Source organism: Serratia montpellierensis (assembly GCF_020858655.1).
Lineage (GTDB): Bacteria > Pseudomonadota > Gammaproteobacteria > Enterobacterales > Enterobacteriaceae > Serratia > Serratia montpellierensis.
Window position 1 is genome coordinate 24,520 of the sequence record NZ_VOSN01000005.1, and the last position, 24,344, is coordinate 48,863.

The following is a 24,344-nucleotide window of genomic DNA, read 5'->3' on the forward strand; positions in this document are numbered from 1 at the left end:
CTGCCTGAATCAGTGATTACGGATGTATTCGTCCATATCGGTTTTCAGGTTGTCGGACTTGGTGCCGAAGATGGCCTGCACGCCGGAACCAGCGACGACTACGCCGGCTGCGCCCAGTTTCTTCAGGCCCGCCTGGTCAACTTTGGACACGTCGGCCACGCTGACGCGCAGACGGGTGATGCAAGCATCCAGGTTAGTGATGTTTTCTTTACCGCCGAAGGCCTGAACCAGCGCCGCGGACATTTCGGAACCGCCCTGCGCAGTCTGCTCGGCAGCGGTGTCTTCACGGCCCGGGGTTTTCAGATCCAGCTTGGCGATCAGCACGCGGAAGATGGTGTAGTACACCAGACCGTAGACGATGCCGACGATTGGGAACAGCCAGATTTTGCTGCTGTTGCCGCTCAGTACGATAAAGTCGATCAGGCCGTGCGAGAAGCTGGTGCCGTCACGCATGCCCAACAGGATGCAGATTGGGAACGCCAGGCCGGCCAGGATAGCGTGGATCACATACAGGATCGGCGCGACGAACATGAAGGAGAACTCGATCGGCTCGGTGATACCGGTCAGGAACGAGGTCAGCGCGGCGGAGATCATGATGCCGCCAACTTTCGCACGGTTTTCCGGCTTGGCCGAGTGCCAGATGGCGATGGCCGCAGCAGGCAGACCGTACATTTTGAACAGGAAGCCGCCGGACAGTTTGCCCGCGGTTGGGTCACCCGCCATGTAGCGAGGGATGTCGCCGTGGAATACCTGGCCCGCCGCGTTGGTGAATTCACCAATTTGCATTTGGAACGGTACGTTCCAGATGTGGTGCAGACCGAACGGCACCAGAGCACGCTCAACCACGCCGTAAATGCCGAAGGCCACGACCGGGTTCTGATAAGCCGCCCACTGCGAGAAGGTCTGGATAGCCGTACCGATCGGCGGCCAAATGAAGGACAGCACTACGCCCAGAACGATCGCCGCCAGACCAGAAATGATCGGCACGAAACGCTTACCGGCAAAGAAGCCCAGGTATTCCGGCAGTTGAATGCGGAAGAAGCGGTTGAACATATAGGCCGCGATGGCACCGGAGATAATCCCCCCGAGCACACCGGTATCCGCCAGGTGTTTGGCCGCAATCTCTTCAGCCGGCAGGTGCAGCACCAGCGGCGCAACCACCGCCATGGTTTTCACCATGATGCCGTAGGCCACCACCGCCGCCAGCGCGGAAACGCCGTCGTTGTTGGTGAAGCCCAGGGCGACGCCGATGGCGAAAATCAGCGGCATGTTGGCGAAGACCGAACCGCCCGCTTCCGCCATCACGTGGGAGACTACCGCAGGTAGCCAGCTAAAGTTGGCGGAGCCGACGCCCAGCAGGATACCTGCGATAGGCAACACGGACACCGGCAGCATGAGCGATTTACCTACTTTTTGCAGGTTTGCAAATGCGTTCTTGAACATAGTTGAGTGTGCTCCTGAGTAATAATGCTTTGCTACTTCTTGTCGCGTTGATTCGCGCTGCAAGGGGGGGAGAAAAACCCCTGCAATTCAGGGTGTCTGAGCACCCCTTGAATTTATTACGCAGAGTAAAATAAATAGCCTGCGCAATGTTTGATGACAATCACGTTTCGATGATCGAGCCGCGGTAACTTTGCATAAACCGGCTGTTTTTTGGCAAAACCGGCCAAAAAACACGCACCAATCACCCTGAAACGGGAGGGAACCTTACCCGTTTCAGTGATTAATTACGAGCTTAAAAAAAATTACGCAGACAATGACCTACAGCTATAGCCTAGGTCAAAGATCACAGATCGAGGTGAAATAAGCGTGAAAAGTTGGCGGTGGTGGCTTCGGCCAGTTGTTCCAGGCTGACGCCCTTCAATACCGCCATGTATTCAGCCACATCGCGCACATAGGCGGGTTGGTTTTCTTTGCCGCGATGCGGCACCGGCGCCAGATAAGGCGAATCGGTTTCCACCAGGATGCGATCCAGCGGCACATAGCGGGCCACCTCACGCAGCTGTTCGGCGTTGCGGAAGGTCACAATGCCCGAGAAGGAGATGTAGAAACCCAGATCCAGCAGGGCTTCGGCGGTGGCCAGATCTTCAGTAAAGCAGTGGAGTACACCGCCGCACTCCTGTGCGTTCTCTTCACGCAGGATCGCCAGCGTGTCCGCACGCGCATCGCGGGTATGGACGATCACCGGCTTGTTCAGATCCCGGCCAATGCGGATATGTTCGCGGAAAGAGTCCTGCTGCAGCTCAAGGTTGTCTTTCTGGTAGAAGTAATCGAGCCCGGTCTCCCCCAGCGCCACTACCTGCTCCGCCGCCGCCAGGCGGCGCAGCTCGGCGTAATCATAGCCCCCTTCCAGATTGAGCGGATGCACCCCACAGGAGAAGGCCACGTCGTTGCGCTCGCCGATCAGCTCGGTCATGGAACGGTAGCCCGGCAGCGTGGTAGCGACCGCCAACACATAGCCGACGTCGCACGCTTTGGCCTTGGCCAGCGCATCGTCCACATTTTGGTGCAGCGTTTGATAATCCAGACTGTCAAGGTGGCAATGAGAATCGACTAACAACATAATTTTTAACTCTTTTACTTTACAGCGAATGAGGTTGGGAATAGCCGGCGACGCCAAGCATCTGTTCCCAGCGAAGTAACTGTTCGGTCAGCAGCAGCTCGCGATTGACGCCCACCACGCTGAGCAGCTGATGGCGGCAGGTCAGCCACTGCTGCACGATCTGCTGCAGCGAGGCGCTGCTCAGCAGGCTGGCCAGCTGATGCACCAGCGGCTGCTGATCCTGATTCAATACATAGTGATGCGCGCCCTGCTGCCACTTCATCGCGTCCACCAGCAGCGCGCACAGCCAGTGCAGGCGCTCGGCGACGTCTTCATGGTTCAGCACCGGCAGCAGCGACAGCATATCGCGCTGCGGCAGCGCGGCGCTCAACGCGGCGCACAGGGCGCTGCGCTGTTGCCACTGCTGCGGCTGCAACAGCTGTTCGGCGGCCAGCGGCGCGCCGTCGTGCAGGCGCAGCGCCGTGAGGCGATCCGTCTGAGAGCCGGCCGCCTGTCGGCCCAGCCACTGCAGGCTGAGCTGCTCATCCGGGCTGGCCAAATGCCAGTACAGGCAGCGGCTGCGCAGCGTCGCCATCAGCCGCGACGGCTCACGACAGCCCAGCAGAAAATAGGTTTTCTCCGGCGGCTCTTCCAGCGTTTTAAGCAGTGCGTTGGCCGCCGCCTCGGTCAACTGTTCCGCCTGCGCCAGCCAAATCACTTTGGCGCCGCCCTGTTGCGCGTGGGCATAAAGCGTTTCAATCACCTGGCGGATCGGTTCGATCCCCAGGCTGCTCTTGCCCTTTTCCGGCGCCAGCACGTGATAATCCGGGTGGTTACCCGCCAGCATCAGCCGGCAGCTGTGGCACTCGCCGCAGCTTTTTTCGCCGTTGCGCTGCTGGCAAATCAACCAGCGGCTCAGGCCGTAGGCCAGCGCATCGTCACCGTTGCCCGCCGCCGCGTGCAGCAGCAGCGCATGGTGGCCGCGACCGTCGGCGTACTGACCAACCAATTGGCGATAAGGGCCATTCAGCCACGGGTACCAGTTCATTATGCGCCTTCCTGCTGCCGCAGCCAGTGGCCGACGCAGTCGCGGATCGCCGCGGTCACCTGCTCCAGTGGCTGGGCGGCGTCAACGGTAACGATGGTTTCATCCTGCGCCGCCAGCTCGAGATAGCGAGCGCGGGTGCGTTCGAAGAACGGCAGCGCCTCCTGTTCGATGCGATCCAGCTGGCCGCGCGCCTGTGCGCGTTGCAGGCCGACCAGCGGAGGCAGATCGAGATAGACCGTCAGATCCGGGTGAAAGTCCCCCAGCACGGTGTCGCGCAGCGAGCTCATCAGCTGCGGATCCACGCCACGGCCGCCGCCCTGGTAAGCCTGCGAAGAGAGATCGTGACGATCGCCCACCACCCAGGCGCCGCGCGCCAGGGCCGGTTTAATCACGGTCTCCACCAGCTGCACGCGCGCGGCGTACAGCATCAGCACTTCGGCCTTGATGGTCGGCAATTCGCCGTCGATGCCGCGTTTGAACAGATCGCGCAGCTTCTCCGCCAGCGGCGTGCCGCCTGGTTCGCGGGTGAAGACGATGTCGTTGATGCCGTGTTCGCGCAGCACATTGACCACCGTATCACGCGCGGTGGTTTTACCCGCGCCTTCCAGCCCTTCGATAACAACGAATTTACTTTTCATTCTTTTCCTTTAACGCCTGACGGTACACGCGCACCGCCTGGTTATGGCTCGCCAGATTGGTGGTGAAGGTATGCCCTCCCTTGCCGTCGGCGACAAAATAGAGATAAGGCGTTTTGGCCGGATTGGCGGCCGCCTGCAACGAGGCCTCACCCGGCATGGCGATCGGCGTTGGCGGCAGGCCGGCGATCACATAGGTGTTGTACGGCGTTGGCGTATCCAGATCCTTGCGCGTGATGTTGCCATTATAGCTTTCGCCCATGCCGTAGATCACCGTCGGATCGGTCTGCAGGCGCATGCCGATGCGCAAACGGTTGACGAACACCGACGCCACCTTGCTACGCTCTTCCGGCACCGCGGTCTCTTTCTCGACGATCGAGGCCATGGTCAGCAGGTCTTGCGGCGTTTTGTACGGCAGGCTGGTGTCGCGGCCGGCCCATGCAGCCTGCAGCGCTTTGTTCATGCGCACATGTGCGCGTTTGAGCAGCGCGATATCGCTCATGCCGGCGGTATACTGATAGGTATCCGGGTACAGATGCCCTTCCGGTGTTTCTCCCGCAGGAATACCGAGCGCCGCGGCGATCTCCGCTTCGCTCTTGCCCGCCAGAGTGTGTTTTAGGTATTTGGACTGCTGCAGCACCTGCTGCCAGTCACGCAGGCGTGAGCCTTCGATAAAGCGTGCGGTGAACTGCGCCTCTTTGCCGCTGGCCAACAGTTTCAGCATCTGGCGCACCGTCATGCCCGGCGTGAACCGGTAGGTACCGGCTTTAAACTCCGCCAGCTCCGGCTCCAGTTTCAGCAACCATTGGAACCAACGGCCGTTGCGCACCAGTTTATCGCGCACCAATAGCCCTTCCAGTGCCACCCGGCCGGTGCCGGCCGGCAGTTTGAAGATGGTTTCTTGTTGGATAGCCAGCGGCGTATCGGCAAAGCGTTCGATCTTCTGGTAGCCCCAAAACAGCAGCGCCAATACCAGAACAACAATAACAGACAGGACCTTCAGCTTTCTTTTCTTCATCAATCAGCCATGGTTAACAGTGTGGACGCAAAAAATCATACAGCTGGCGCGAAGCATAACGCCATGATTGCGCAGCGTTTACCGGCAGCAGCGGCATCAGCGCATTGCTCACCAGCACTTCGTCGGCATCGGCCAGCGTCTCCAGCGGTTCACTGACGCAGTGCAGACGGTATTCCGAGCCCGCCAGCAGCGCGATCACCCGCCGCCGCATCAGGCCCGCGACGCCTGCCTGGCTCAGATCCGGGGTAAACACCGCTTTTCCCTTACGCCAGAACAAATTAGCCGCACAGCATTCCACCAGCATACCGGCAGTGTCAAGCACCAGCGCCTCGTCGGCGGCCGTCTGGTCAAGATGCGCGCGGATCAGCACCTGCTCCAGGCGGTTCAAATGCTTCAACCCCGCCAGCAGCGGATTACGCGCCAGCGCCACCGGGCTGAGCGCAAGCGTGATGCCCTGCTCGCGCCACTGCAAATAGTGCGCAGGGTAGCTGCTGCGGGCAACGATGCGCGTCGGGTTTTCGCATCCCGTCGGGCTGTAGCCCCGCCCGCCGCTGCCGCGCGTCAGTATCGCTTTGACCACGCCGAGCGGAATTGATTCGGCCGCCAGCGCCATCTCCCGCTCGAAAGCCCGCCAATCGGTGGCAGGCAGCATCAGCCGCTGTGCCGCTTGCTGCAGCCGCTCCAGATGCCAGGGCAGCAGCTCGATTTTGCCATCGACAACCCGGGCGGTAGTAAAGCAGCCATCGCCGAACTGCAGGCCACGATCGCTCGGCGCCAGCGCATCGTGGCGCGTTGTCCGTTAATCCAGTACATGCTTCCTCCTGTTGCCGGGTGATTTCATTACGCTCGCAGAATAGCAGGCGACGAGGCAATACGCAGCCCTGTTGGGCCCCAAACGATAGGCGTAAAAAAGCCCGGTTAAAAACCGGGCTTTCATCAGCGAACAACCGCGCGAGTTACACTCGGCGGAAGATCAGCGAGCCGTTGGTGCCGCCGAAGCCGAAGGAGTTACACAAGGTGTACTCCATATCGCTGACCTGGCGTGCTTCGTGAGGCACGAAGTCCAGATCGCAACCTTCATCCGGGTTATCCAGGTTGATGGTTGGCGGTACCGCCTGATCGCGCAGCGCCAGCACGGTGAAGATAGACTCGATCGCGCCCGCCGCACCCAACAGGTGGCCGGTCATCGATTTGGTCGAGCTCACCAGCACGCGCTGGGCATCAGCGCCGAAGACGGATTTTACCGCCTGCGCTTCCGCCTGGTCGCCCGCCGGCGTAGACGTGCCGTGTGCGTTGATGTAACCGATTTGTGACGGGGTCACACCGGCATCAAGCAAGGCATTTTCCATCGCCAGCGCAGCGCCTGCGCCGTTTTCCGGTGGTGACGTCATGTGATAAGCGTCGCTGCTCATCCCAAAGCCAACCACTTCGGCATAGATTTTCGCGCCGCGTTTTTTCGCGTGTTCGTACTCTTCCAGCACCATCATGCCGGCGCCATCGCCCAGCACGAAGCCGTCGCGGTCTTTATCCCACGGACGGCTCGCCGCCTGCGGGTTCTCATTACGGGTGGACAGGGCACGCGCTGCGCCAAAGCCGCCGACGCCCAATGGGGTGCTGGCTTTCTCTGCCCCACCGGCCAGCATCACGTCAGCATCATTGTAAGCAATGATACGCGCCGCATGGCCGATGTTGTGCACACCTGAAGTACAGGCGGTGGCGATGGAAATGCTTGGGCCACGCATGCCGTACATGATTGTCAGGTGGCCTGCAATCATATTCACGATGGTGGAGGGCACGAAGAACGGACTGATTTTCCGTGGGCCACCGTTAACCAGTGAACTGTGGTTTTCTTCGATCAAACCCAGGCCGCCGATGCCGGAACCGATCGCGGCTCCAATACGGCTGGCGTTAGCCTCGGTGATGTCCAGACCTGCATCCTGCATGGCTTGCATGCCGGCAGCGATACCGTACTGGATAAAGGCATCCATCTTGCGCGCATCTTTGCGAGAGATGAAATCCTCAGAATTAAAATTCTTTACCAGGCCAGCAAACTTGGTCGCATAGGCAGTGGTATCGAAATGGTCGATCAGGCTGATGCCACTCTGACCGGCAAGAAGAGCGTTCCACGTGGACTCTACCGTATTGCCGACAGGAGACAACATGCCCAGTCCGGTCACAACTACTCGACGCTTAGACACGTTTGTCCTCCAGGGAGGGAAAAATATGACACTAGGGATAGAAAAAACTTAGGCGGTCGAACGACCGCCTAGATATGTTCTCTTACTGCTGGCTAGCGTTGATGAAATCAATAGCTGCCTGAACAGTAGTGATCTTCTCAGCTTCTTCGTCTGGAATCTCGGTGTCGAATTCTTCTTCCAGTGCCATTACCAGCTCAACGGTGTCAAGAGAATCAGCGCCCAGATCTTCAACGAAAGAAGCGTTGTTCAAAACTTCTTCCTGTTTAACACCCAGTTGCTCAACAATGATTTTCTTAACGCGTTCTTCGATAGTGCTCATACTCTTAAATTTCCTATCAAAACTCGCTTTCGCGATGGTTTTCGTAGTGTATAAAATGCTGAAAAAGATGCAACTAAATCCCGGCTGGTCAAACCACGATTTTACGCTATTTTGCGGTTTTTGCCTCAAATAACGCAAATGGTTTTCACATTTTTTAAATCATGTACATGCCGCCATTGACATGTAACGTTTCACCGGTGATGTAGCCGGCCTCATCAGAGGCCAAAAATGCAACAGCGCTGGCGATTTCTTTAGCATCGCCCAGCCGGTTGGCTGGAACTGATGACAAAATGCCTGCGCGTTGATCATCTGTCAACGCCCGTGTCATGTCCGTCTCAATAAAGCCAGGTGCCACGACGTTGACCGTAATGCCACGTGAAGCAACTTCACGTGCCAAAGATTTGCTAAAACCAATCAGGCCGGCTTTAGCCGCCGCGTAGTTCGCCTGCCCTGCGTTCCCCATGGTGCCGACAACGGAACCGATGGTGATGATACGGCCAAACCGCTTTTTCATCATAGCGCGCATTACCGCTTTTGACAGGCGGAATACGGAAGTCAGGTTGGTGTCGAGGATATCCTCCCACTCGTCATCCTTCATACGCATCAGCAGGTTATCACGCGTGATGCCGGCATTATTCACTAAAATGTCGATTTCGCCAAATTCGGCGCGAATCGATGCCAGCACGCTGTCGATAGATTGCGCATCAACAACGTTCAACATAAACCCTTTGCCGTTTGCGCCCAGGTAGCTGCTGATCGCTTCAGCGCCGCTCTCGCTGGTCGCGGTACCGATCACTTTGGCGCCGCGTGCCACAAACGTTTCTGCAATAGCTCGGCCAATACCGCGGCTTGCGCCGGTGACCAGAACGATTTTACCTTCGAAGCTCATCATTTTCCTCTTTATTGTTCAAGCGCCGCCGACAGGCTGGCGGTGTCGTTCACCGCCGCAGCCGTCAGGGTGTCAACAATACGTTTAGTCAGACCGGTCAGCACTTTGCCCGGCCCCACTTCCAGCAGCGACGTCACGCCCTGTGCTGCGATAAACTCTACGCTTTCGGTCCAACGCACCGGGCTGTACAGCTGACGTACCAGCGCGCTGCGGATCGCTTCCGGATCGTTTTCGGTGCGCACGTCGACGTTGTTCACCACCGGTACCTGAGGCGCGTTGAAGGTGATGTCCTGCAGCGCCACGGCCAGCTTGTCGGCGGCCGGCTTCATCAGCGCGCAGTGCGAAGGCACGCTCACCGGCAGCGGCAAGGCACGTTTGGCGCCGGCGGCTTTACAGGCGGCGCCTGCGCGCTCAACCGCTTCTTTGTTGCCGGCGATGACCACCTGGCCCGGCGAGTTGAAGTTGACCGGAGAAACCACCTGCCCTTGCGCAGACTCTTCACACGCCTTGGCGATCGCGTCGTTGTCCAGACCGATGATGGCGTACATAGCGCCGGTGCCTTCCGGCACCGCTTCCTGCATCAGCTTGCCGCGCAGCTCGACCAGACGGATTGCCGCCTTGAAGTCCAGCACGCCGGCGCAGACCAGCGCCGAGTATTCGCCCAGGCTGTGACCCGCCATCAGCGCAGGCGCTTTACCGCCCTGCTGCTGCCAAACGCGGAAAATCGCCACCGAGGCAGCCAGCAGAGCCGGTTGGGTCTGCCAGGTTTTGTTCAGTTCTTCCGCCGGGCCTTGCTGCACCAGCTGCCACAGGTCGTAACCCAGGGCGGAAGAAGCCTCGCCGAAGGTTTCTTCGACGATCGGGAACTGTGCGGCCAACTCGGCCAGCATGCCAACGGTCTGCGACCCCTGGCCCGGGAAAACAAAAGCAAATTGCGTCATTTTTTCTTCCTGTCCAAATCAGAAACGAACCAGCGCCGAGCCCCAGGTAAAGCCGCCGCCAAAGGCTTCCAGCAGCACCAGTTGGCCACGCTGAATTCGCCCGTCACGCACCGCTTCATCCAGTGCGGAAGGCACCGAGGCGGCAGACGTGTTGCCGTGACGATCGAGCGTCACCACCACTTTGTCCATCCCCATGCCCAGTTTTTTCGCCGTTGCGCTGATGATGCGCAGGTTGGCCTGGTGCGGCACCAGCCAATCCAGCTCGCTGCGGTCCAGGTTGTTGGCCTGCAGCGTCTCGTCGACGATGCGCGCCAGTTCGGTGACCGCAACCTTGAAGACTTCGTTGCCCGCCATGGTGACATAGGCCGGCTTGTCTTGATTCTGACGATCCTTGTACGGCAACGTCAGCAGGTTGCCGTAGCTGCCGTCGGCGTGCAGATGGGTAGACAGAATGCCCGGCGCTTCAGAAGCCCCCAGCACCACCGCCCCTGCGCCATCGCCAAACAGAATGATGGTGCCGCGATCTTCAGGATCCAGCGTGCGCGACAAGACGTCCGCGCCGATAACCAGCGCATGTTTGACCGCGCCGTTTTTCACGTACTGATCGGCCACGCTGAGCGCGTAAGTGAAGCCGGCACAGGCCGCAGCCAGATCGAACGCCGCGCAGTCTTTGATGCCCAGCATTTGCTGCACCAGGCACGCTGCGCTCGGGAACGCGTGAGTGGTCGTGGTGGTCGCCACGACGATCAGCCCAATGTCTTCTTTAGCCACACCTGCCATTTCCAGCGCTTTCTCGGCGGCCTGGAAGCTCATCGTCGCAACGGTTTCATCCGCAGCGGCGATGCGACGTTCGCGGATACCGGTACGCGTGACGATCCACTCGTCAGAGGTATCCACCATTTTTTCCAAATCAGCATTGGTGCGCACTTGTACGGGCAAATAACTCCCCGTACCGAGAATCTTTGTATACATGTACGATCAGTCACTCTTAGGTAATACAGCCTCAAGGCGCGCAGCAATCCTTTCCGGGACTTGCCGCTGCACCGCCTGCACAGCCTGTTCGATTGCGACTGCAAACGCGTGAGGGTTCGCAGCGCCGTGGCTCTTGACTACGGTGCTGCGCAATCCTAACAGACATGCGCCATTATACTGGTCGGGGTTCAGGTGGCCGAACCGCTTAACCACCCGTTTTTGCAACCAACGGCCCAACAATTTCAGCCACCACGCTTGCTTGTTTCCGTCGCCGGACGATTTCAGCAGCGATAAGAATACCCTGACCACCCCTTCCATGGTTTTCAGGGTGACGTTGCCCACGAAGCCATCGCAGACCAAAACGTCGGTCTTGCCGGTGAGCAGTTCGTTTCCTTCCAGGTAACCAATATAGTTGATTGCCGGAGTATTTTTTAGCACAGCGGCCGCTTCGCGGATATTATCCAGGCCTTTGGTCTCTTCTTCGCCAATATTCAGCAGCGCCACCCGCGGTTGGGTAATGCCGATCACCTCTTCCGCCATCACTGCGCCCATCACGGCAAACTGCACCAGCATGGTGCTGTCGCACTCGACGTTGGCGCCCAGATCCAGCACCACGGTTTTACTGCGTTGCTGATTCGGGATCGCCGTCATCAGCGCCGGGCGCTCGATGCCGTCAAGCGGCTTGACCAACAGCTTCGCCAATCCCATCAGTGCACCGGTATTACCGGCGCTGACGCAGCCCTGCGCATTGCCGCTGCTGAGCTGTTCGAGCGCAATGCGCATCGACGTGCCGCGGCTGGCGCGTATCGCTTGTGAAGGTTTGGCGTCGCCGGCAATCACAGACTCGGCGGGCACGACTTGCAGACGCTCCAGAAGAACCGGATCGGCGTGGGCAAGCAAAGGGGAGATGACGTCGGGATTGCCGACCAGCAGGAGATGAAGCTGTAAATTAGAGGCCAGTGCCTGCAACGAAGCAGGCACTGTGACGCAGGGACCGAAGTCCCCGCCCATTGCATCTAACGCCAGGGTTAGACGAGTCAAGGTATCGCTACTTAGCCGATAACCTTGCGACCGCGGTAGAAACCGTCGGCAGTGATGTGGTGACGACGGTGAGTTTCACCGGATACTTTGTCTACAGACAGAGTAGTCGTGGTCAGAGCATCGTGAGAACGACGCATGCCACGCTTGGAACGGGTTGGTTTATTCTGTTGTACGGCCATGGACCTTACTCCTCAATTACTTACGCTTTAAACTGGCTAATACGGCAAACGGATTCGGTTTCTCCGCCTCAGGAGGCAGTTGGCCAAATACCATGTCCGCTTCGGACACTTCACAGTGTTCAGATTCATGTACCGGAACGACAGGCAGTGAAAGAATAATTTCATCTTCAATCATTGCCAACAGATCGACTTCGCCAAACTCGTCAACTTCGATCGGTTCGTACGCTTCCGGTAATGCCTCAGCCTGCTCATCATTGACGACCGGGCTAAAACAATATGTTGTGTGAACCTGATGTTCGAACGGGACTCCACAGCGTTGGCACATCAACGTTACCGTGACGTCCGCATGCCCTGTTATCACCGCGAGGCGCTGATTGTCGATATTAAACGACAACGACACCTCGACATCACTGTCCACACTGACCACGGAGTCGGCAACACGAGTAACCTGCTCAGGCGCATAGACACCAGCATAGTCCAGGCGTTTCTGAGCGGTACGTACCGCATCAATGGTCAAGGGTAATTTTACCTTTTGCATAGGGCGCGCATATTAACTTTGTAACGACATAGAGTCAAAGAAAAAGGCCGTAAAACGGCTCCTTTCACCAATATTCGCTTCCACAGCGGCCGACAGTTTAAAATGCCGTACCCATTTACGCTACGGTTTGCGAAAAAAATTATGCAGAGATTGCTTTTAGCCTCCACCTCCCCCTATCGAAAAATGCTGCTGGAGAAGCTGCAGCTGCCCTTCGACTGCGCCGCGCCGCAGGTGGATGAAACCCCACTGCCGGATGAAAGCGCCGAAGCGCTGGTGCTGCGCCTGGCGGCAGCGAAGGCTCAGGCGCTGGCCCTCGCCTATCCCGAGCATCTGATTATCGGTTCCGATCAGGTCTGCGTGATCGATGGCAGCATCACCGGCAAGCCCCATACCGAGGTGAACGCCCGGGCGCAGCTGCGCCAGGCCAGCGGCCAGGCCGTGACCTTCTATACCGGCCTGGCGCTGTACAACAGCCGCAGCAAGCAGCTGCAGGCCCTGTGCGAGCCGTTCCACGTGCATTTTCGCGCGCTGAGCGAAGCAGAGATCGCCGCCTATGTCCGTCTGGAGCAACCGCTGAACTGCGCAGGCAGTTTCAAGAGCGAGGGATTGGGGATCGCGCTGTTCGACAGGCTGGAAGGCCGGGACCCGAACGCCCTGATCGGCCTGCCGTTGATCGCGCTGTTGGCGATGTTGCGGGCTGAAGGCATCAACCCGCTGGTCTGACACGAATTATTTGGTCGCCTGACGGCGCAGCACCTGCAGGCAGTGACGCAGTTCTTCATCCATCGGCGCTTCGATACGCATCGTTTCGCCGGTGGCCGGATGCTCGAAGCGCAGCGCCGCGGCGTGCAGGAACAGCCGCTTCAGGCCGGTACCCGCCAGCTGACGATCGAACTCGCGGTCGCCATAGCGATCGTCAAAAGCGATCGGGTGCCCGGCGTGCAGAGTGTGCACGCGAATCTGGTGAGTACGCCCGGTGATCGGGCTGGCCTTCACCAAGGTAGCGAATTCGTAACGCTCTTCCACCTTGAAGCGGGTTTCCGAGGGCTTGCCTTCGCTATTGGCACGTACGATACGTTCGCCGCTTTGCAGAATGTTTTTCAACAGCGGCGCCTGGACGGCCTTGCAGTGAGACTGCCACTGGCCGCGCACCAGCGCCAGATAATCCTTCTGCATGCCTTTCAGCCGCAGTTGCTCATGCAGCGAACGCAGCGCGGAACGCTTTTTGGCGACCAGCAGCACGCCGGAGGTGTCGCGATCCAGACGATGCACCAGTTCCAGGAAGCGGGCTTCCGGGCGCAGCGCCCGCAGCCCTTCAATCACGCCGAAGCTCAGACCGCTGCCGCCGTGCACCGCGGTGCCGGAAGGTTTGTTGAGGATCAGCAGGTGGTCGTCTTCATACAGAATGCAGTCGGCCAGCGCGGCCACTTTATCCAGCTTCGCCGACACCGGCGCCTCTTCGCGCTCGGCTACGCGCACCGGCGGTACGCGCACCACGTCGCCGGCCGCCAATTTGTACTCGACCTTGATGCGCCCTTTATTGACCCGCACCTCGCCTTTACGCACGATGCGATAAATCATGCTCTTCGGCACGCCTTTCAGGCGAGCGAGCAGAAAGTTGTCGATTCTCTGACCGGCTTCGTCGTCGGAAATCGTGATGAATTGTACTGCTGGATTGTTCGTTTTCATGGTGCGGGATTCTAAATAGAGCGCGTGAATAGCGCCACATCTTTTTCTGTGCTTAACTGTCTCTCTGACGGCGGACGAAACCCCAGCGGACAATAAGGCAGCAAGCCGATTTGAACGTTTGCGATTTCTTCCGCAGTTAAGGAAAAGTCACCTTGCTATAACGGCATCAGCAGTGGAATAATGCAGTCACTTTCCGCGTTGATTCTCGTTAAACAGGGAAAACGGTGGAATTATAAAATTTGTCTGATCGCGCAAAAACGCAGCAATGGCGTAAGACGTAATGCGAAATCAAACAATTAGCGGGCTGCGGGTTGCAGCTTGGCCGGCAAATGGAATCAGATCTGTCGACGTAAATCAGAGGCTATTCCCCTAGTAAAAGTGCTGTCTTTCACAAAGAAAAGCAGGCTTACCGAGATAATGCGCCCCTATGCAGGCGACAACCGTGAGGTTGACGGCTTTGCGAGAAGACACGGGGCTTTCGGTTTAACTCCGGCCATGAGGTTATTTTGCCCGCAGCTTTGTCGATAATGTAAAAATAACGAGTAAGTTAAGATGAAAAGAATGTTGATTAACGCAACTCAGCAGGAAGAGTTGCGTGTTGCCCTCGTAGATGGACAGCGGCTGTATGATTTGGATATCGAAAGTCCGGGTCATGAGCAGAAAAAAGCGAATATTTACAAAGGCAAAATCACCCGCATTGAGCCAAGTCTTGAAGCAGCGTTCGTGGACTACGGCGCAGAACGACATGGTTTTCTCCCTCTTAAAGAAATCGCCCGCGAATACTTCCCTAGCAATTACTCTTCCCATGGCCGCCCGAACATCAAAGATGTGCTGCGCGAAGGCCAGGAAGTCATCGTTCAGGTAGACAAAGAAGAACGTGGCAACAAAGGCGCTGCCTTGACCACCTTCATCAGCCTGGCGGGCAGCTATCTGGTGCTGATGCCGAACAACCCACGTGCCGGCGGTATTTCTCGCCGCATCGAGGGTGACGATCGCACCGAGCTGAAAGAAGCGCTCTCTTCGCTGCAACTGCCGGATGGCATGGGCCTGATCGTTCGCACCGCGGGCGTAGGCAAATCCGCCGATGCGCTGCAGTGGGATCTCTCCTTCCGTCTGAAGCACTGGGAAGCGATTAAAAAAGCCGCCGAAGGCCGCCCTGCACCATTCCTGATCCACCAGGAAAGCAACGTTATCGTGCGCGCCTTCCGCGATTACCTGCGCCCGGACATCGGCGAAATCCTGATCGACAACCCGAAAATTCTCGATCTGGCCAAAGAGCACATCGCTGCGCTGGGCCGCCCGGATTTCAGCAGCAAAATCAAACTGTACAGCGGTGAAATCCCTCTGTTCAGCCACTACCAGATCGAATCGCAGATCGAATCCGCCTTCCAGCGCGAAGTGCGCCTGCCGTCCGGCGGCTCGATCGTCATCGACAGCACCGAAGCGCTGACCGCCATCGACATCAACTCCGCACGCGCAACCCGTGGTGGCGACATCGAAGAGACGGCGTTCAACACCAACCTGGAAGCGGCGGACGAGATCGCTCGCCAGCTGCGCCTGCGCGACCTCGGCGGCCTGATCGTCATCGACTTCATCGACATGACGCCGGTACGCCACCAGCGCGAAGTGGAAAACCGCTTGCGCGACGCCGTGCGTCAAGACCGCGCGCGCATCCAAATCGGCCGCATCTCCCGCTTCGGCCTGCTGGAAATGTCACGCCAGCGCCTCAGCCCGTCGCTGGGTGAGTCCAGCCACCACGTGTGCCCACGCTGTAACGGCACCGGTACCATCCGCGACAACGAATCGCTGGCGCTGTCCATCCTGCGCCTGATCGAAGAAGAAGCGCTGAAGGAAAACACCAAAGAAGTTCACGCTATCGTGCCGGTTCAGGTCGCTTCGTACCTGCTGAACGAAAAGCGCGAATCCGTCAGCGCGATCGAAAAACGTCAGGGTGGCGTGAAAGCCGTCATCGTGCCGAACGATGAAATGCAAACCCCGCACTACTCGGTGCTGCGCGTGCGCAAGGGCGAGGAAACCTCTACCCTCAGCTACCTGCTGCCGAAGCTGCATGAAGAAGACATGGAGCGTCCGCTGGAAGATGCGCCGATGGAACGCAAGCGTCCGGAGCAACCGGCCCTGGCTTCCTTCTCCCTGTCCGCCGATGTGCCGCCGCCGGCTGAAGAACCCGTCGCCGTTGCCAAACCTGTCGCTGCAGCCGCCAAGGCTAAAGCCGCAGCGCCGGCCGCCGCTAAACCGGGCTTCCTGGGCCGCCTGTTCGGTGGTCTGAAGAACTTGTTCGCCGGTGAAGAACAACCTGCCGTCGAAGAAGCCAAACCGGCCGAAACGCCGAAGGCGGAAGGCAACGGTGAGAACCGTCGTCAGGATCGTCGCGGTCAGCGCCGTCAAGGCACCGGCCGTAAAGAGCGCGGTGAGCGTAGCGACCGTGGCGATCGCCCGGAACGCGGCGAGCGTAAAGAGCGCGGTGAAGGCCGTGACAATCGCGAGCGCGATAACCGTGAACCGCGTGAGAACCGTGAAGGCCGTGAATCGCGTGAATCCCGCGATGAACAGCGCCGTAACCGCCGCAACCAGCAGCAGAACGCGCCGGTAGCGGAGGAAACCGCTTCGGAAGAAGGTGCTAAAGCGCCGCGCGAAGATCAGCAGCAACGCCGTGAGCAGCGTGCTGAACGCCAGCGTCGTCGTCAGGAAGAGAAACGTCAGGCTCAGCAGGAAGTGAAAGCGCTGGAAAGCGTTGACGCAGTCGAGAGTACCGACGAAGAGCAGGAAGAGCGCCAGCAGCAGAACATGCAGCGCCGTCAGCGCCGCCCTCTGTCGCAGAAAGTGCGTATCCTGTCTGCGGAAGAAGAGCTGCAGCGTGCAGCGGAAGAGCTGTTGGCGCCGAAAGCGCCGGTAGCGACCGCCGACGATAGCGTCAAGCTGTTGCCGGAAACCGTTGCCGCACAGCAGGAAGACGATGCCCAGGGCGAAAGCCGCGGCAACGGCGAAGGCATGCCGCGTCGTTCCCGTCGTTCACCGCGTCACCTGCGCGTCAGCGGCCAGCGTCGCCGTCGTTACCGCGATGAGCGTTACCCGCTGCAATCCCCAATGCCGTTGGCGGGCGCGTTCGCTTCGCCGGAAATGGCGTCAGGTAAAGTCTGGGTGAGCTACCCGGTTGCTCAGGTTGAAGAGGCCGAAGTGCAAACCGAAGCCGTAGAACAGGCACCGGTTGTCGCCGCAGCGGTTGAACAGCACAGCGTTGCCGTGGAAGATACTCAGACCACGGCCAACGTCAACGAGCCGGCACCAGAAGCCACCGTTGAAACTGCAGCCGTCACCGTAACGGAAGAAGCTGTAGCCGTAGCGCCTGTCGTTGCTATCCCGGCAGAGGAAACCCCGGCACCTGCCGCAGTTGAAGAGCCGAAAGCGGAAGAGACTGCCCCGGCAGTGGAAGCCGAGCCGGTGGCTGAAACCGTAGCTGCAGAGCCAGTGGTTGAACCTGCACCAGCGGAAGACGAACCGGTGGTCGAAACTGCACCGGTAGAAGCCACGCCAGCGGAAGAAACGCCAGTGGTAGAAGCCGCACCTGCGGCAGCCACCGTAGAAGCCGCTCCGGTCGAAAAAGCCCCAGCGCCAATCGCCGAACCTGCGCCTGTGGTAGCTCAGCAGCCGGCACCGGTGAAAGCCGTGCAGGACGTGCTGTACAAACACATCGCCACTGCGCCGATGACCAAAGCGCCTGCGCCGGCCTACCAGCCGGAAGCGCGCAAACACAGCGACTGGCAACGCCCTTCCTTCAATTTTGAAGGCAAAGGCTCAGCCGGCGGCCATTCGGCGGTAAGCCAGGCCACCGCGCCGGCCACCAAGCCGCAGCCGGTTAACGAATAAGTTAATCTGTAACCCTAAAAAAACCCGCCATCGGCGGGTTTTTTCTTGCCTGTAAAATGCTCAGGCGATCTTCTTCAGTTTTTTGATGTCCAGAACGTCCAACTTGCCGTCAAGCCGGCTGACGAACTGCTGAAAATGCGCCGTCTCATTGTGCTTGTCCAGCGCCTCGCTGCTGGCCCAACGCTCAAAGAACACAAAAACGCCCGTTTTTTCCAGATCGCGATGCAAATCATATTGCAGGTTGCCCAGCTCCTGGCGGCTCGGCTCGATAATGTCGTGCACCGCTTCACTGACTGCGGCCTCAAATCCCGCTTTCGCTTGCAGGGTGGCGATAACGCGTACTTCCATTGCTTTCTCCCTTTCTACTTGATGAAGGTCGACGGTATTGGCGTCGGCATCGTTGAAGTCTCTGCCACTATGCGCCCGCCGCCCTATTGATTTCAACTTGTCGCCAACAAACAGATGCATCTCAGGCACTTTCCGCTTATCCTTACACCCCGGCGTGAATAAACCCATTATTCGCTTTTCATTAGACGTATTTGACCGCCGGAGCCTAGCTAGATGACCGCACAACCTCAAGTTCTGAAAATCCGCCGCCCAGACGACTGGCATATCCACCTGCGTGACGACGAGATGCTGAAAACGGTGGTGCCCTATACCAGCCAGGTATTTGGCCGGGCGATCGTGATGCCGAACCTGGTTCCCCCCGTAACGACCGTGGCCGCCGCGCGCGCCTACCGCGATCGCATTCTGGCGGCGGTCCCGCAGGGCCACAACTTCACTCCGCTGATGACCTGTTACCTGACCAACTCTCTGGCGGCCAGCGAACTGGTCAGCGGTTTCGAGCAAGGGGTGTTTACCGCCGCCAAGCTGTATCCGGCCAACGCCACGACCAACTCCAGCCACGGCGTCAGCGACGTGACCGGCATTTATCCGCTGTTCGAGCAGATGCAAAAAATCGGTATGCCGCTGCTGATCCACGGCGAAGTGACCGATCCTGCCGTCGATATTTTCGACCGCGAGGCGCGCTTTATCGAGCAGGTCATGGAACCTATCCGCCGCCAGTTCCCAGAGCTGAAGATCGTCTTCGAGCACATCACCACCAAAGAAGCGGCGCAATATGTGCAGGCAGGCAATCGTTTCCTCGGCGCCACCATCACGCCACAGCACCTGATGTTCAACCGCAACCACATGCTGGTGGGCGGCATTCGCCCACACTTGTTCTGCCTGCCGATCCTCAAGCGCAATGTCCACCAGGAAGCGCTGCGTCAGGCGGTCGCCAGCGGTTCGGATCGTTTCTTCCTCGGTACCGACTCCGCGCCGCATCTCAAGCACCGCAAAGAATCCAGCTGTGGCTGCGCCGGCTGCTTCAACGCGCCGAATGCCATCCCGGCTTACGCTGCCGTGTTCGAACAACTCGGCGCGTTGGAGCACTTTGAAGCCTTCTGCTCGCTCAACGGCCCACGCTTCTATGGCCTGCCGCTCAACGAAGACTTCATCGAGCTGCAGCGCGTGCCGACCACCCAACCGGAAGAGATCGCCCTGGGCAATGAATCCGTGATCCCCTTCCTGGCCGGTGAAACCCTGAACTGGTCGCTGAAAGACTGATATTTTTGCTTCGCCCTCTTGCCCCCGCACTCGGTTAACTGTATAAATAAACAGTAAATCGCTTCGGGGGCAATTATGCGTGTTGAAGTCACTATAGATAAAACCCGGCCACTGCCGTCGGGCGCCATTGAGGCGCTGACCGGTGAACTGGGCAAACGGGTCAATCGCCAGTTTCCAGACGCCGTCGTGCACGTACGTTATGCCGGCGCCAACGGGCTCTCCGTGCTGGGGGGCGCCAAAACCGACCGGGACCTGATCGAGGAAATCCTTCAGGAAACCTGGGAAAGCGCGGACGAATGGTTCAGCGCAGAATAACACTGCAATGCTGTTTTTGCCGGGGGTCGCTCTCCGGCTTTTTTGTTTCTGGCGCCCTGTCCATTCATCGCTTACCCTTACTCTGGAACAAAACCCGCCTCAGCGCTGTATTTAACGCAAAGGAGTAAGCATGGCCCCGGACAAGGTGAAATCCGAAGACGCGATGACGTTTGGCGAACTGCTGGCACTGATTGCCGATCAGAAAAGGCGCTTGAACGTATTGGAAGTGGCTTTCTCTTATCTGGCCTTCAGCCTGGATGACAAAGCCAACCAACGGCTGATCCACAGCCTAAAGCTGGAATCACACAGCCAGAACCGCGACGCCGAAACGCAGAAACATTTCGCCCACTTGGCCGAAGAGTTGGAAAAATGCCTGCACGGCTCGCCTCCTCCCAGCAGCGGCGCGGAATAACGCCACTGCGCCTCACTCTTCATCCTCATGCCCACACACAAATTTGTAGAATAATTGTTCAAATAAATATTTATTTTGCAAATTTAGGTGACAACCCCCTCCACCGATGGAGGCGGATGCGTATACTGTAATTGCTCATCATGATGATGAGCCGCATTGATCCTCGTTAGTCACTCACGGTAGTTACTACTCAATAAGGGGTCTTTATGGACAGAAATGATGAAGTAATTCAGACGCACCCGCTTGTCGGTTGGGATATCAGTACTGTCGACGTTTACGACGCCATGATGATACGCCTTCATTACCTGTCTTCACTAGACCAAACGCCAGAAGAAGCCCAAGTAGACCGAACGCTTTGGCTGACCACCGATGTCGCCCGTCAATTAATCAATATCTTAGAGGCCGGCATCGCCAAAATTGAAGCTACGGATTACCAGGATCTTGATCGCAGAAAACATTGATTCATCGTTCCCTACCCCCTAAGGCGCCGCGACCGTTCCCGGCGCCTTTTTCTTTGCCTTTCGCCGTTCAATCAGTGCATTGCACTCGCCAACCTTTTATCATGGAGCGATAAGAAATCGTTATCAGAGAGGGTGGGCACGTGGAATATGATTTGATTGTGGTGGGCAGCGGTTCCGTCGGCGCAGCGGCAGGGTATTACGCTACCCGGGCCGGCTTGAAAGTGCTGATGATCGACAGCGCCATTCCCCCGCACCGCAACGGCAGCCATCACGGCGATACCCGCATTATCCGTCACGCTTACGGCGAAGGTGAAAAGTACGTGCCGCTGGTGCTGCGCGCCCAGGCGTTGTGGAATGCGCTGATTCAACAATCCGGCGAGGAACTGTTCCAGTCGTGCGGCGTCCTCAATTTGGGGCCGCAGCACTCCGACTTCATTCGCAATGCTCAGCAGAGCGCGCAAAAATTCCGCCTGAACGCGCAAACCCTCAGTGCCGAACAGATCGCTCAACGCTGGCCGGAATTCCAGGCCCCGGAAGGTTATGTCGGCGTGTTCGAGCCCGACGCCGGCTTCCTGCGTGCCGAGCTGGCGATAGCCACTCTGATCAAGCTGGCGAAAGAGGCCGGCTGCAGCCAGTTGTTCAACTGCCCGGTCAGCGCGGTGAACCCCATCGAGGGCGGCGTTGAAGTCGTCACCGGCGAAGGGCGTTTCACGGCGCGAAAAGCGGTGGTCACCGCCGGCACCTGGGTGAAAGCGCTGTTGCCGCAGTTGCCGGTTGCACCATTGCGCAAAGTCTTCTCCTGGCATCAGGCAGACGGCCGCTATAGCGTGAACAATCGCTTCCCGGCCTTTACCGTCGAGGCGCAAGACGGCACGCACTATTACGGCTTCCCGGCGGATAACGACGGCCTGAAAGTGGGCAAACACGACGGCGGCCAGCCGATGGACGCCCCCGAGCAGCGTAAACCCTTCGGCAGCTACGCCAGCGACGGCACCGAAGTTTTCACCTTCCTGCGGCAGTTTTTGCCGGGTGTAGGCGTATGTTTACACGGCGAAGCTTGCAGTTATGACATGAGCCCCGACGAAGACTTTATTATCGATACCCTGCCGGGGTGCGATCGCCTGATGGTCATCAGCGGATTGAGCGGCCACGGCTTCAAGTTCGCCAGCGCGTTGGGTGAGATTGCCGCGCTGTTCGCGCAGGACAAAGCGCCGCCGGTCGACGTCGCCAGCTTTGGTCTGAAACGATTTAGCTAAGCGAAGGATTTCGCTGTCCAGGTTGCCGTCGAGCCCTGGACAGCGAAATTTGGCGGTTACAATTTATTAACCTGCTAACTCTTTTAAATACCAAGTAAAATTTCTGATAACGGAAATTTCTTGTATTCAGCATTTGAATTTCCGAATTGAACACTTGCAGTGTAAGTCCTATTTTACAGAAGATATGCTCCATCGGCTTTCAACAAGGACGTCACCATGAAACTACTTGTCGTGGACGAATGCTGCTTCACCCGGGTCGGTATAGCCAGCTACTTTGCTGATAGTGGGATTACGACGATCAAGTGCTGCCACAGCATTGAGCACGCTACGCCGCTGTTGGCCAGCTTTCAGCCAAGCCATATTCTGGTGAACCTCAGCAACCAGTGCCGCTATAACGAAGCAGACGCGCAGCTGCTGGCATTTATGGAGGCCAGCCAGTCTGCCTCGCTGTTTATCTATCTCGATACACCTTACCCTTACAGCGAAACGCCGATGCGCATCGCCGATAACGCCTTTTTGTTCAATAAAAGCATTCTGCCGCTCACCTTGCGCACGCTGCGCGAAAATCCGCTGGCGCTGGCCGATGACGGCGAAGAGCGTTCCCTGTTCAGCCCGCAGGAACTGACGGTGATGAAATATTGGATGGCGGAAATGCCCAACTACCGCATCGCGAAAAAGCTGCAGATCAGCTCGCATACGGTGTATGTGCACAAGCGTCACATTACGGAGAAGATCAACGCGCGCAACCGGCTGGAGTTCTACTCGCTGTATAACGTGCTGCGTTATTTCTACCCGCCAAGCGCGCCAACGAATTCGACGCCGCTGGCGCTGCTGGCGGTGTAACATCAAGCCTGCGATAACGCAGGCTTTTTTATCGCCGCTCTTCCAGCGCTCACGCGCACCCCGCTATAAAAGGTGCCGAGAAAAGGACTATAATCAAAGGTCTCTTTCTTCAGGCGGCTGAAATGTTAAACCGAATACTGGCGGCTATCGTCAACAACGTGCGTGAGCACCTGGTGCTGTATCTTTGTCTGTGGCTGGTGCTGCTGGCGCTGGATGTCTATTTTTTCTTCGTGATGTAACCCATGCCGTCGTCATTTCCCCGATTGAGCTTCAGCCGCTTCGGCGATCCCGCCCAGGTGCTGACGCTGCAGCAGACGAGCCGGCCGCCGCTGCGCCCCGGCCGGCGGCTACTGCAGATGCGCTATGCCCCGATCAACCCTTCCGACCTGATCCCGATTCACGGCCAATACGCGCACCGCATCGCCCTGCCGCAGGTGCCGGGCTATGAAGGCGTAGGCGTCATCGTCGATCCGCAAAGCGGACGCTCGACCGGCCGACGCGCGCTGGCGGTAGCGGGTGACGGCAGCTGGCAAACCTTCGTCACGCTGCCTGAGGAACGGGTGGTCTGGGTACCGGACGACATCGACGATGCCAGCGCGGCGCAAATCTATATCAACCCGCTCACCTGCTGGGTGCTGCTGACGCAATGGCTACCGCTCAACGCCGGCGACGTGCTGCTGCTCAACGGCGGTGGCTCCGCCGTTAGCCTGCTGCTGGCACAGATGACGGCGCTGCGTGGTATTCGTCTGGCAGTGGTGGTGCGCAACGTCACTCATCGCCCGGCGCTGCTGGCCGCCGGCGCCTGGCGCGTTATCGAAGCGCCGCAGCTGGCGCAAATGACCCACTTTGGCGCCCGCGCCGCTATCGACTGCATCGGCGGAGAAGACGGATTGCAGCTGGCACGAGCAGTCCGCACCGGCGGCGATTTTGTGGCGCTGGGCCTGCTGAGCGGCTGCCAGGTAGACTGGCGGCGCGTGGTGGACGAATTGAAGCTGCGCGCTTCGCTGTTTCACCTGCGTAAATGGAATGCGCAGGCGGCGCCGGCGCAGTGGCAAACGGCGTTTTATCAGCTATTCCAGCTGCTGCGGCGCGGCCAGCTGGCGCTGCGCCCACCCGCCGCGATTTACCCTTTACAACAGTACGCAGCGGCGCTGCAACACGCCGCCCAGCCCGGCGTCAGCGGCAAAATCTTCCTTACGCCGACGGCATCGGAGACGATTGCGGTGGAAGAGTCCTTATTCAACGGGGTCCCCAATAAATAAAATGCCATGGAGGAAAACGCGCCTTTTCCGTTAATGCAAACTTATTAGTGGTGAGATGCACTTTTGTTAGCACATCGGACATTCTGTATTTATCTGAATTGTCTTAATGCCATCTTTACCAAACCGAATAGAACCAAAGCATAGAAAGCCACAGTGAATATCAGCGTACTGAATGTCAGTGGATCTGCGTCCATTTCATAGAAACCTGTTTGGTACCTGCCAAAGAGTTGTTGAGAGGTATCTATGATGAGTGACGTTAAGCTATACAGTGGCATCCCATAGTGTGAGAAACA

The 24,344-nt window shown here is 58.3% G+C and carries 25 protein-coding genes and 1 pseudogene; 10 read left to right on the plus strand and 16 right to left on the minus strand.

Annotated features, from left to right (window positions below; translation table 11 throughout):
- Nucleotides 1-9: 9 nt before the first annotated feature.
- The 14 genes and pseudogenes from ptsG to yceD all read right to left on the minus strand — a co-directional run bounded on the left by ptsG (nt 10) and on the right by yceD (nt 12,320).
- Entirely contained in the window at nt 10-1,443 is a 1,434-nt protein-coding gene (ptsG, locus tag FUU19_RS05490) for a PTS glucose transporter subunit IIBC (RefSeq protein WP_016928184.1), read from the minus strand.
- Between the two features lie 343 nt (nt 1,444-1,786).
- Nucleotides 1,787-2,563 (minus strand): metal-dependent hydrolase, encoded by a 777-nt coding sequence (locus FUU19_RS05495; protein WP_141969532.1) that lies wholly within the window; start codon nt 2,561-2,563, stop codon nt 1,787-1,789.
- Nucleotides 2,564-2,582: 19 nt separating this feature from the next.
- Nucleotides 2,583-3,590, minus strand: coding sequence for a DNA polymerase III subunit delta' (holB, locus tag FUU19_RS05500; RefSeq protein ID WP_141969534.1), 1,008 nt, complete (start codon nt 3,588-3,590; stop codon nt 2,583-2,585).
- The gene (tmk, locus tag FUU19_RS05505; RefSeq protein ID WP_141969536.1) at nt 3,590-4,228 is read right to left on the minus strand and encodes a dTMP kinase; all 639 of its coding nucleotides are present in this window, start codon (nt 4,226-4,228) and stop codon (nt 3,590-3,592) included. The genes holB and tmk overlap by 1 nt, the downstream gene beginning before the upstream one ends.
- Nucleotides 4,218-5,243, minus strand: a complete 1,026-nt coding sequence (mltG, locus tag FUU19_RS05510; RefSeq protein WP_230490330.1) for an endolytic transglycosylase MltG — start codon at nt 5,241-5,243, stop codon at nt 4,218-4,220. Before mltG ends, tmk begins: the two co-directional genes overlap by 11 nt.
- Before the next feature lie 13 nt (nt 5,244-5,256).
- Nucleotides 5,257-6,056, minus strand: a pseudogene (pabC, locus tag FUU19_RS05515) (aminodeoxychorismate lyase).
- A 143-nt stretch (nt 6,057-6,199) separates the two neighbouring features.
- The gene (gene fabF / locus FUU19_RS05520) at nt 6,200-7,441 is read right to left on the minus strand and encodes a beta-ketoacyl-ACP synthase II (protein ID WP_127146660.1); all 1,242 of its coding nucleotides are present in this window, start codon (nt 7,439-7,441) and stop codon (nt 6,200-6,202) included.
- Between the two features lie 82 nt (nt 7,442-7,523).
- Entirely contained in the window at nt 7,524-7,760 is a 237-nt protein-coding gene (acpP, locus tag FUU19_RS05525) for an acyl carrier protein (protein ID WP_004719003.1), read from the minus strand.
- Between the two features lie 154 nt (nt 7,761-7,914).
- The gene (gene fabG / locus FUU19_RS05530) at nt 7,915-8,649 is read right to left on the minus strand and encodes a 3-oxoacyl-ACP reductase FabG (RefSeq protein WP_016928193.1); all 735 of its coding nucleotides are present in this window, start codon (nt 8,647-8,649) and stop codon (nt 7,915-7,917) included.
- Nucleotides 8,650-8,660: 11 nt separating this feature from the next.
- The gene (gene fabD, locus FUU19_RS05535; protein ID WP_015377451.1) at nt 8,661-9,590 is read right to left on the minus strand and encodes an ACP S-malonyltransferase; all 930 of its coding nucleotides are present in this window, start codon (nt 9,588-9,590) and stop codon (nt 8,661-8,663) included.
- An 18-nt stretch (nt 9,591-9,608) separates the two neighbouring features.
- Entirely contained in the window at nt 9,609-10,562 is a 954-nt protein-coding gene (locus FUU19_RS05540; protein ID WP_060418432.1) for a beta-ketoacyl-ACP synthase III, read from the minus strand.
- A 6-nt stretch (nt 10,563-10,568) separates the two neighbouring features.
- Nucleotides 10,569-11,603, minus strand: a complete 1,035-nt coding sequence (plsX, locus tag FUU19_RS05545) for a phosphate acyltransferase PlsX (protein WP_141969542.1) — start codon at nt 11,601-11,603, stop codon at nt 10,569-10,571.
- Nucleotides 11,604-11,614: 11 nt separating this feature from the next.
- Nucleotides 11,615-11,782: a 50S ribosomal protein L32 gene (rpmF, locus tag FUU19_RS05550; RefSeq protein ID WP_004927778.1), complete on the minus strand. Its 168-nt coding sequence runs from the start codon at nt 11,780-11,782 to the stop codon at nt 11,615-11,617.
- Nucleotides 11,783-11,798: 16 nt separating this feature from the next.
- Complete coding sequence (yceD, locus tag FUU19_RS05555) at nt 11,799-12,320, minus strand: 23S rRNA accumulation protein YceD (RefSeq protein WP_004927780.1); 522 nt, start codon at nt 12,318-12,320, stop codon at nt 11,799-11,801.
- Between the two features lie 141 nt (nt 12,321-12,461).
- Here yceD and FUU19_RS05560 point away from each other — a divergent pair, with 141 nt between their 5' ends.
- Complete coding sequence (locus FUU19_RS05560; protein WP_141969544.1) at nt 12,462-13,043, plus strand: Maf family protein; 582 nt, start codon at nt 12,462-12,464, stop codon at nt 13,041-13,043.
- A gap of 6 nt (nt 13,044-13,049) precedes the next feature.
- Here FUU19_RS05560 and rluC read toward each other — a convergent pair whose 3' ends face one another.
- A complete protein-coding gene (rluC, locus tag FUU19_RS05565; protein ID WP_230490329.1) occupies nt 13,050-14,009 on the minus strand; it encodes a 23S rRNA pseudouridine(955/2504/2580) synthase RluC in 960 nt (319 codons plus the stop codon).
- Nucleotides 14,010-14,561: 552 nt separating this feature from the next.
- Here rluC and rne point away from each other — a divergent pair.
- Nucleotides 14,562-17,894: a ribonuclease E gene (gene rne / locus FUU19_RS05570; RefSeq protein ID WP_230490328.1), complete on the plus strand. Its 3,333-nt coding sequence runs from the start codon at nt 14,562-14,564 to the stop codon at nt 17,892-17,894.
- Nucleotides 17,895-17,954: 60 nt separating this feature from the next.
- Here rne and FUU19_RS05575 read toward each other — a convergent pair whose 3' ends face one another.
- Nucleotides 17,955-18,242, minus strand: a complete 288-nt coding sequence (locus FUU19_RS05575; RefSeq protein ID WP_141972975.1) for a putative quinol monooxygenase — start codon at nt 18,240-18,242, stop codon at nt 17,955-17,957.
- Nucleotides 18,243-18,455: 213 nt separating this feature from the next.
- Here FUU19_RS05575 and pyrC point away from each other — a divergent pair, with 213 nt between their 5' ends.
- The 8 genes from pyrC (at nt 18,456) to FUU19_RS05615 (ending at nt 24,051) form a co-directional block, all read left to right on the plus strand.
- Complete coding sequence (pyrC, locus tag FUU19_RS05580) at nt 18,456-19,502, plus strand: dihydroorotase (RefSeq protein WP_141969550.1); 1,047 nt, start codon at nt 18,456-18,458, stop codon at nt 19,500-19,502.
- A gap of 75 nt (nt 19,503-19,577) precedes the next feature.
- On the plus strand, nt 19,578-19,817 hold the full coding sequence (gene dinI, locus FUU19_RS05585; RefSeq protein ID WP_033638037.1) for a DNA damage-inducible protein I: 240 nt from the start codon (nt 19,578-19,580) through the stop codon (nt 19,815-19,817).
- Between the two features lie 130 nt (nt 19,818-19,947).
- Nucleotides 19,948-20,229: a hypothetical protein gene (locus tag FUU19_RS05590; RefSeq protein WP_141969552.1), complete on the plus strand. Its 282-nt coding sequence runs from the start codon at nt 19,948-19,950 to the stop codon at nt 20,227-20,229.
- A 206-nt stretch (nt 20,230-20,435) separates the two neighbouring features.
- Nucleotides 20,436-20,690: a biofilm formation regulator BssS gene (bssS, locus tag FUU19_RS05595; RefSeq protein ID WP_004927812.1), complete on the plus strand. Its 255-nt coding sequence runs from the start codon at nt 20,436-20,438 to the stop codon at nt 20,688-20,690.
- Between the two features lie 140 nt (nt 20,691-20,830).
- On the plus strand, nt 20,831-21,946 hold the full coding sequence (gene solA / locus FUU19_RS05600) for an N-methyl-L-tryptophan oxidase (RefSeq protein ID WP_230490327.1): 1,116 nt from the start codon (nt 20,831-20,833) through the stop codon (nt 21,944-21,946).
- 216 nt (nt 21,947-22,162) lie between these two features.
- Complete coding sequence (locus FUU19_RS05605) at nt 22,163-22,789, plus strand: response regulator transcription factor (protein WP_141969556.1); 627 nt, start codon at nt 22,163-22,165, stop codon at nt 22,787-22,789.
- Between the two features lie 122 nt (nt 22,790-22,911).
- Nucleotides 22,912-23,028 (plus strand): DUF2770 family protein, encoded by a 117-nt coding sequence (locus tag FUU19_RS05610; RefSeq protein ID WP_004927822.1) that lies wholly within the window; start codon nt 22,912-22,914, stop codon nt 23,026-23,028.
- A gap of 3 nt (nt 23,029-23,031) precedes the next feature.
- Nucleotides 23,032-24,051: a zinc-dependent alcohol dehydrogenase family protein gene (locus FUU19_RS05615; RefSeq protein WP_230490326.1), complete on the plus strand. Its 1,020-nt coding sequence runs from the start codon at nt 23,032-23,034 to the stop codon at nt 24,049-24,051.
- Nucleotides 24,052-24,344 lie beyond the last annotated feature (293 nt).

Coding starts and splice junctions, on each gene's coding strand:
- dinI (WP_033638037.1), top strand. CDS start 19,578: ATGCGTGTTGAAGTCACTATAGATAAAACCCGGCCACTGCCGTCGGGC.
- FUU19_RS05605 (WP_141969556.1), top strand. CDS start 22,163: ATGAAACTACTTGTCGTGGACGAATGCTGCTTCACCCGGGTCGGTATA.
- rne (WP_230490328.1), top strand. CDS start 14,562: ATGAAAAGAATGTTGATTAACGCAACTCAGCAGGAAGAGTTGCGTGTT.
- ptsG (WP_016928184.1), bottom strand. CDS start 1,443: ATGTTCAAGAACGCATTTGCAAACCTGCAAAAAGTAGGTAAATCGCTC.
- rluC (WP_230490329.1), bottom strand. CDS start 14,009: ATGAAAACGAACAATCCAGCAGTACAATTCATCACGATTTCCGACGAC.
- rpmF (WP_004927778.1), bottom strand. CDS start 11,782: ATGGCCGTACAACAGAATAAACCAACCCGTTCCAAGCGTGGCATGCGT.
- pyrC (WP_141969550.1), top strand. CDS start 18,456: ATGACCGCACAACCTCAAGTTCTGAAAATCCGCCGCCCAGACGACTGG.
- mltG (WP_230490330.1), bottom strand. CDS start 5,243: ATGAAGAAAAGAAAGCTGAAGGTCCTGTCTGTTATTGTTGTTCTGGTA.
- holB (WP_141969534.1), bottom strand. CDS start 3,590: ATGAACTGGTACCCGTGGCTGAATGGCCCTTATCGCCAATTGGTTGGT.
- FUU19_RS05610 (WP_004927822.1), top strand. CDS start 22,912: ATGTTAAACCGAATACTGGCGGCTATCGTCAACAACGTGCGTGAGCAC.
- FUU19_RS05615 (WP_230490326.1), top strand. CDS start 23,032: ATGCCGTCGTCATTTCCCCGATTGAGCTTCAGCCGCTTCGGCGATCCC.
- fabG (WP_016928193.1), bottom strand. CDS start 8,649: ATGAGCTTCGAAGGTAAAATCGTTCTGGTCACCGGCGCAAGCCGCGGT.
- FUU19_RS05575 (WP_141972975.1), bottom strand. CDS start 18,242: ATGGAAGTACGCGTTATCGCCACCCTGCAAGCGAAAGCGGGATTTGAG.
- fabD (WP_015377451.1), bottom strand. CDS start 9,590: ATGACGCAATTTGCTTTTGTTTTCCCGGGCCAGGGGTCGCAGACCGTT.
- tmk (WP_141969536.1), bottom strand. CDS start 4,228: ATGAAAAGTAAATTCGTTGTTATCGAAGGGCTGGAAGGCGCGGGTAAA.
- FUU19_RS05495 (WP_141969532.1), bottom strand. CDS start 2,563: ATGTTGTTAGTCGATTCTCATTGCCACCTTGACAGTCTGGATTATCAA.
- bssS (WP_004927812.1), top strand. CDS start 20,436: ATGGACAGAAATGATGAAGTAATTCAGACGCACCCGCTTGTCGGTTGG.
- FUU19_RS05540 (WP_060418432.1), bottom strand. CDS start 10,562: ATGTATACAAAGATTCTCGGTACGGGGAGTTATTTGCCCGTACAAGTG.
- FUU19_RS05560 (WP_141969544.1), top strand. CDS start 12,462: ATGCAGAGATTGCTTTTAGCCTCCACCTCCCCCTATCGAAAAATGCTG.
- FUU19_RS05590 (WP_141969552.1), top strand. CDS start 19,948: ATGGCCCCGGACAAGGTGAAATCCGAAGACGCGATGACGTTTGGCGAA.
- acpP (WP_004719003.1), bottom strand. CDS start 7,760: ATGAGCACTATCGAAGAACGCGTTAAGAAAATCATTGTTGAGCAACTG.
- yceD (WP_004927780.1), bottom strand. CDS start 12,320: ATGCAAAAGGTAAAATTACCCTTGACCATTGATGCGGTACGTACCGCT.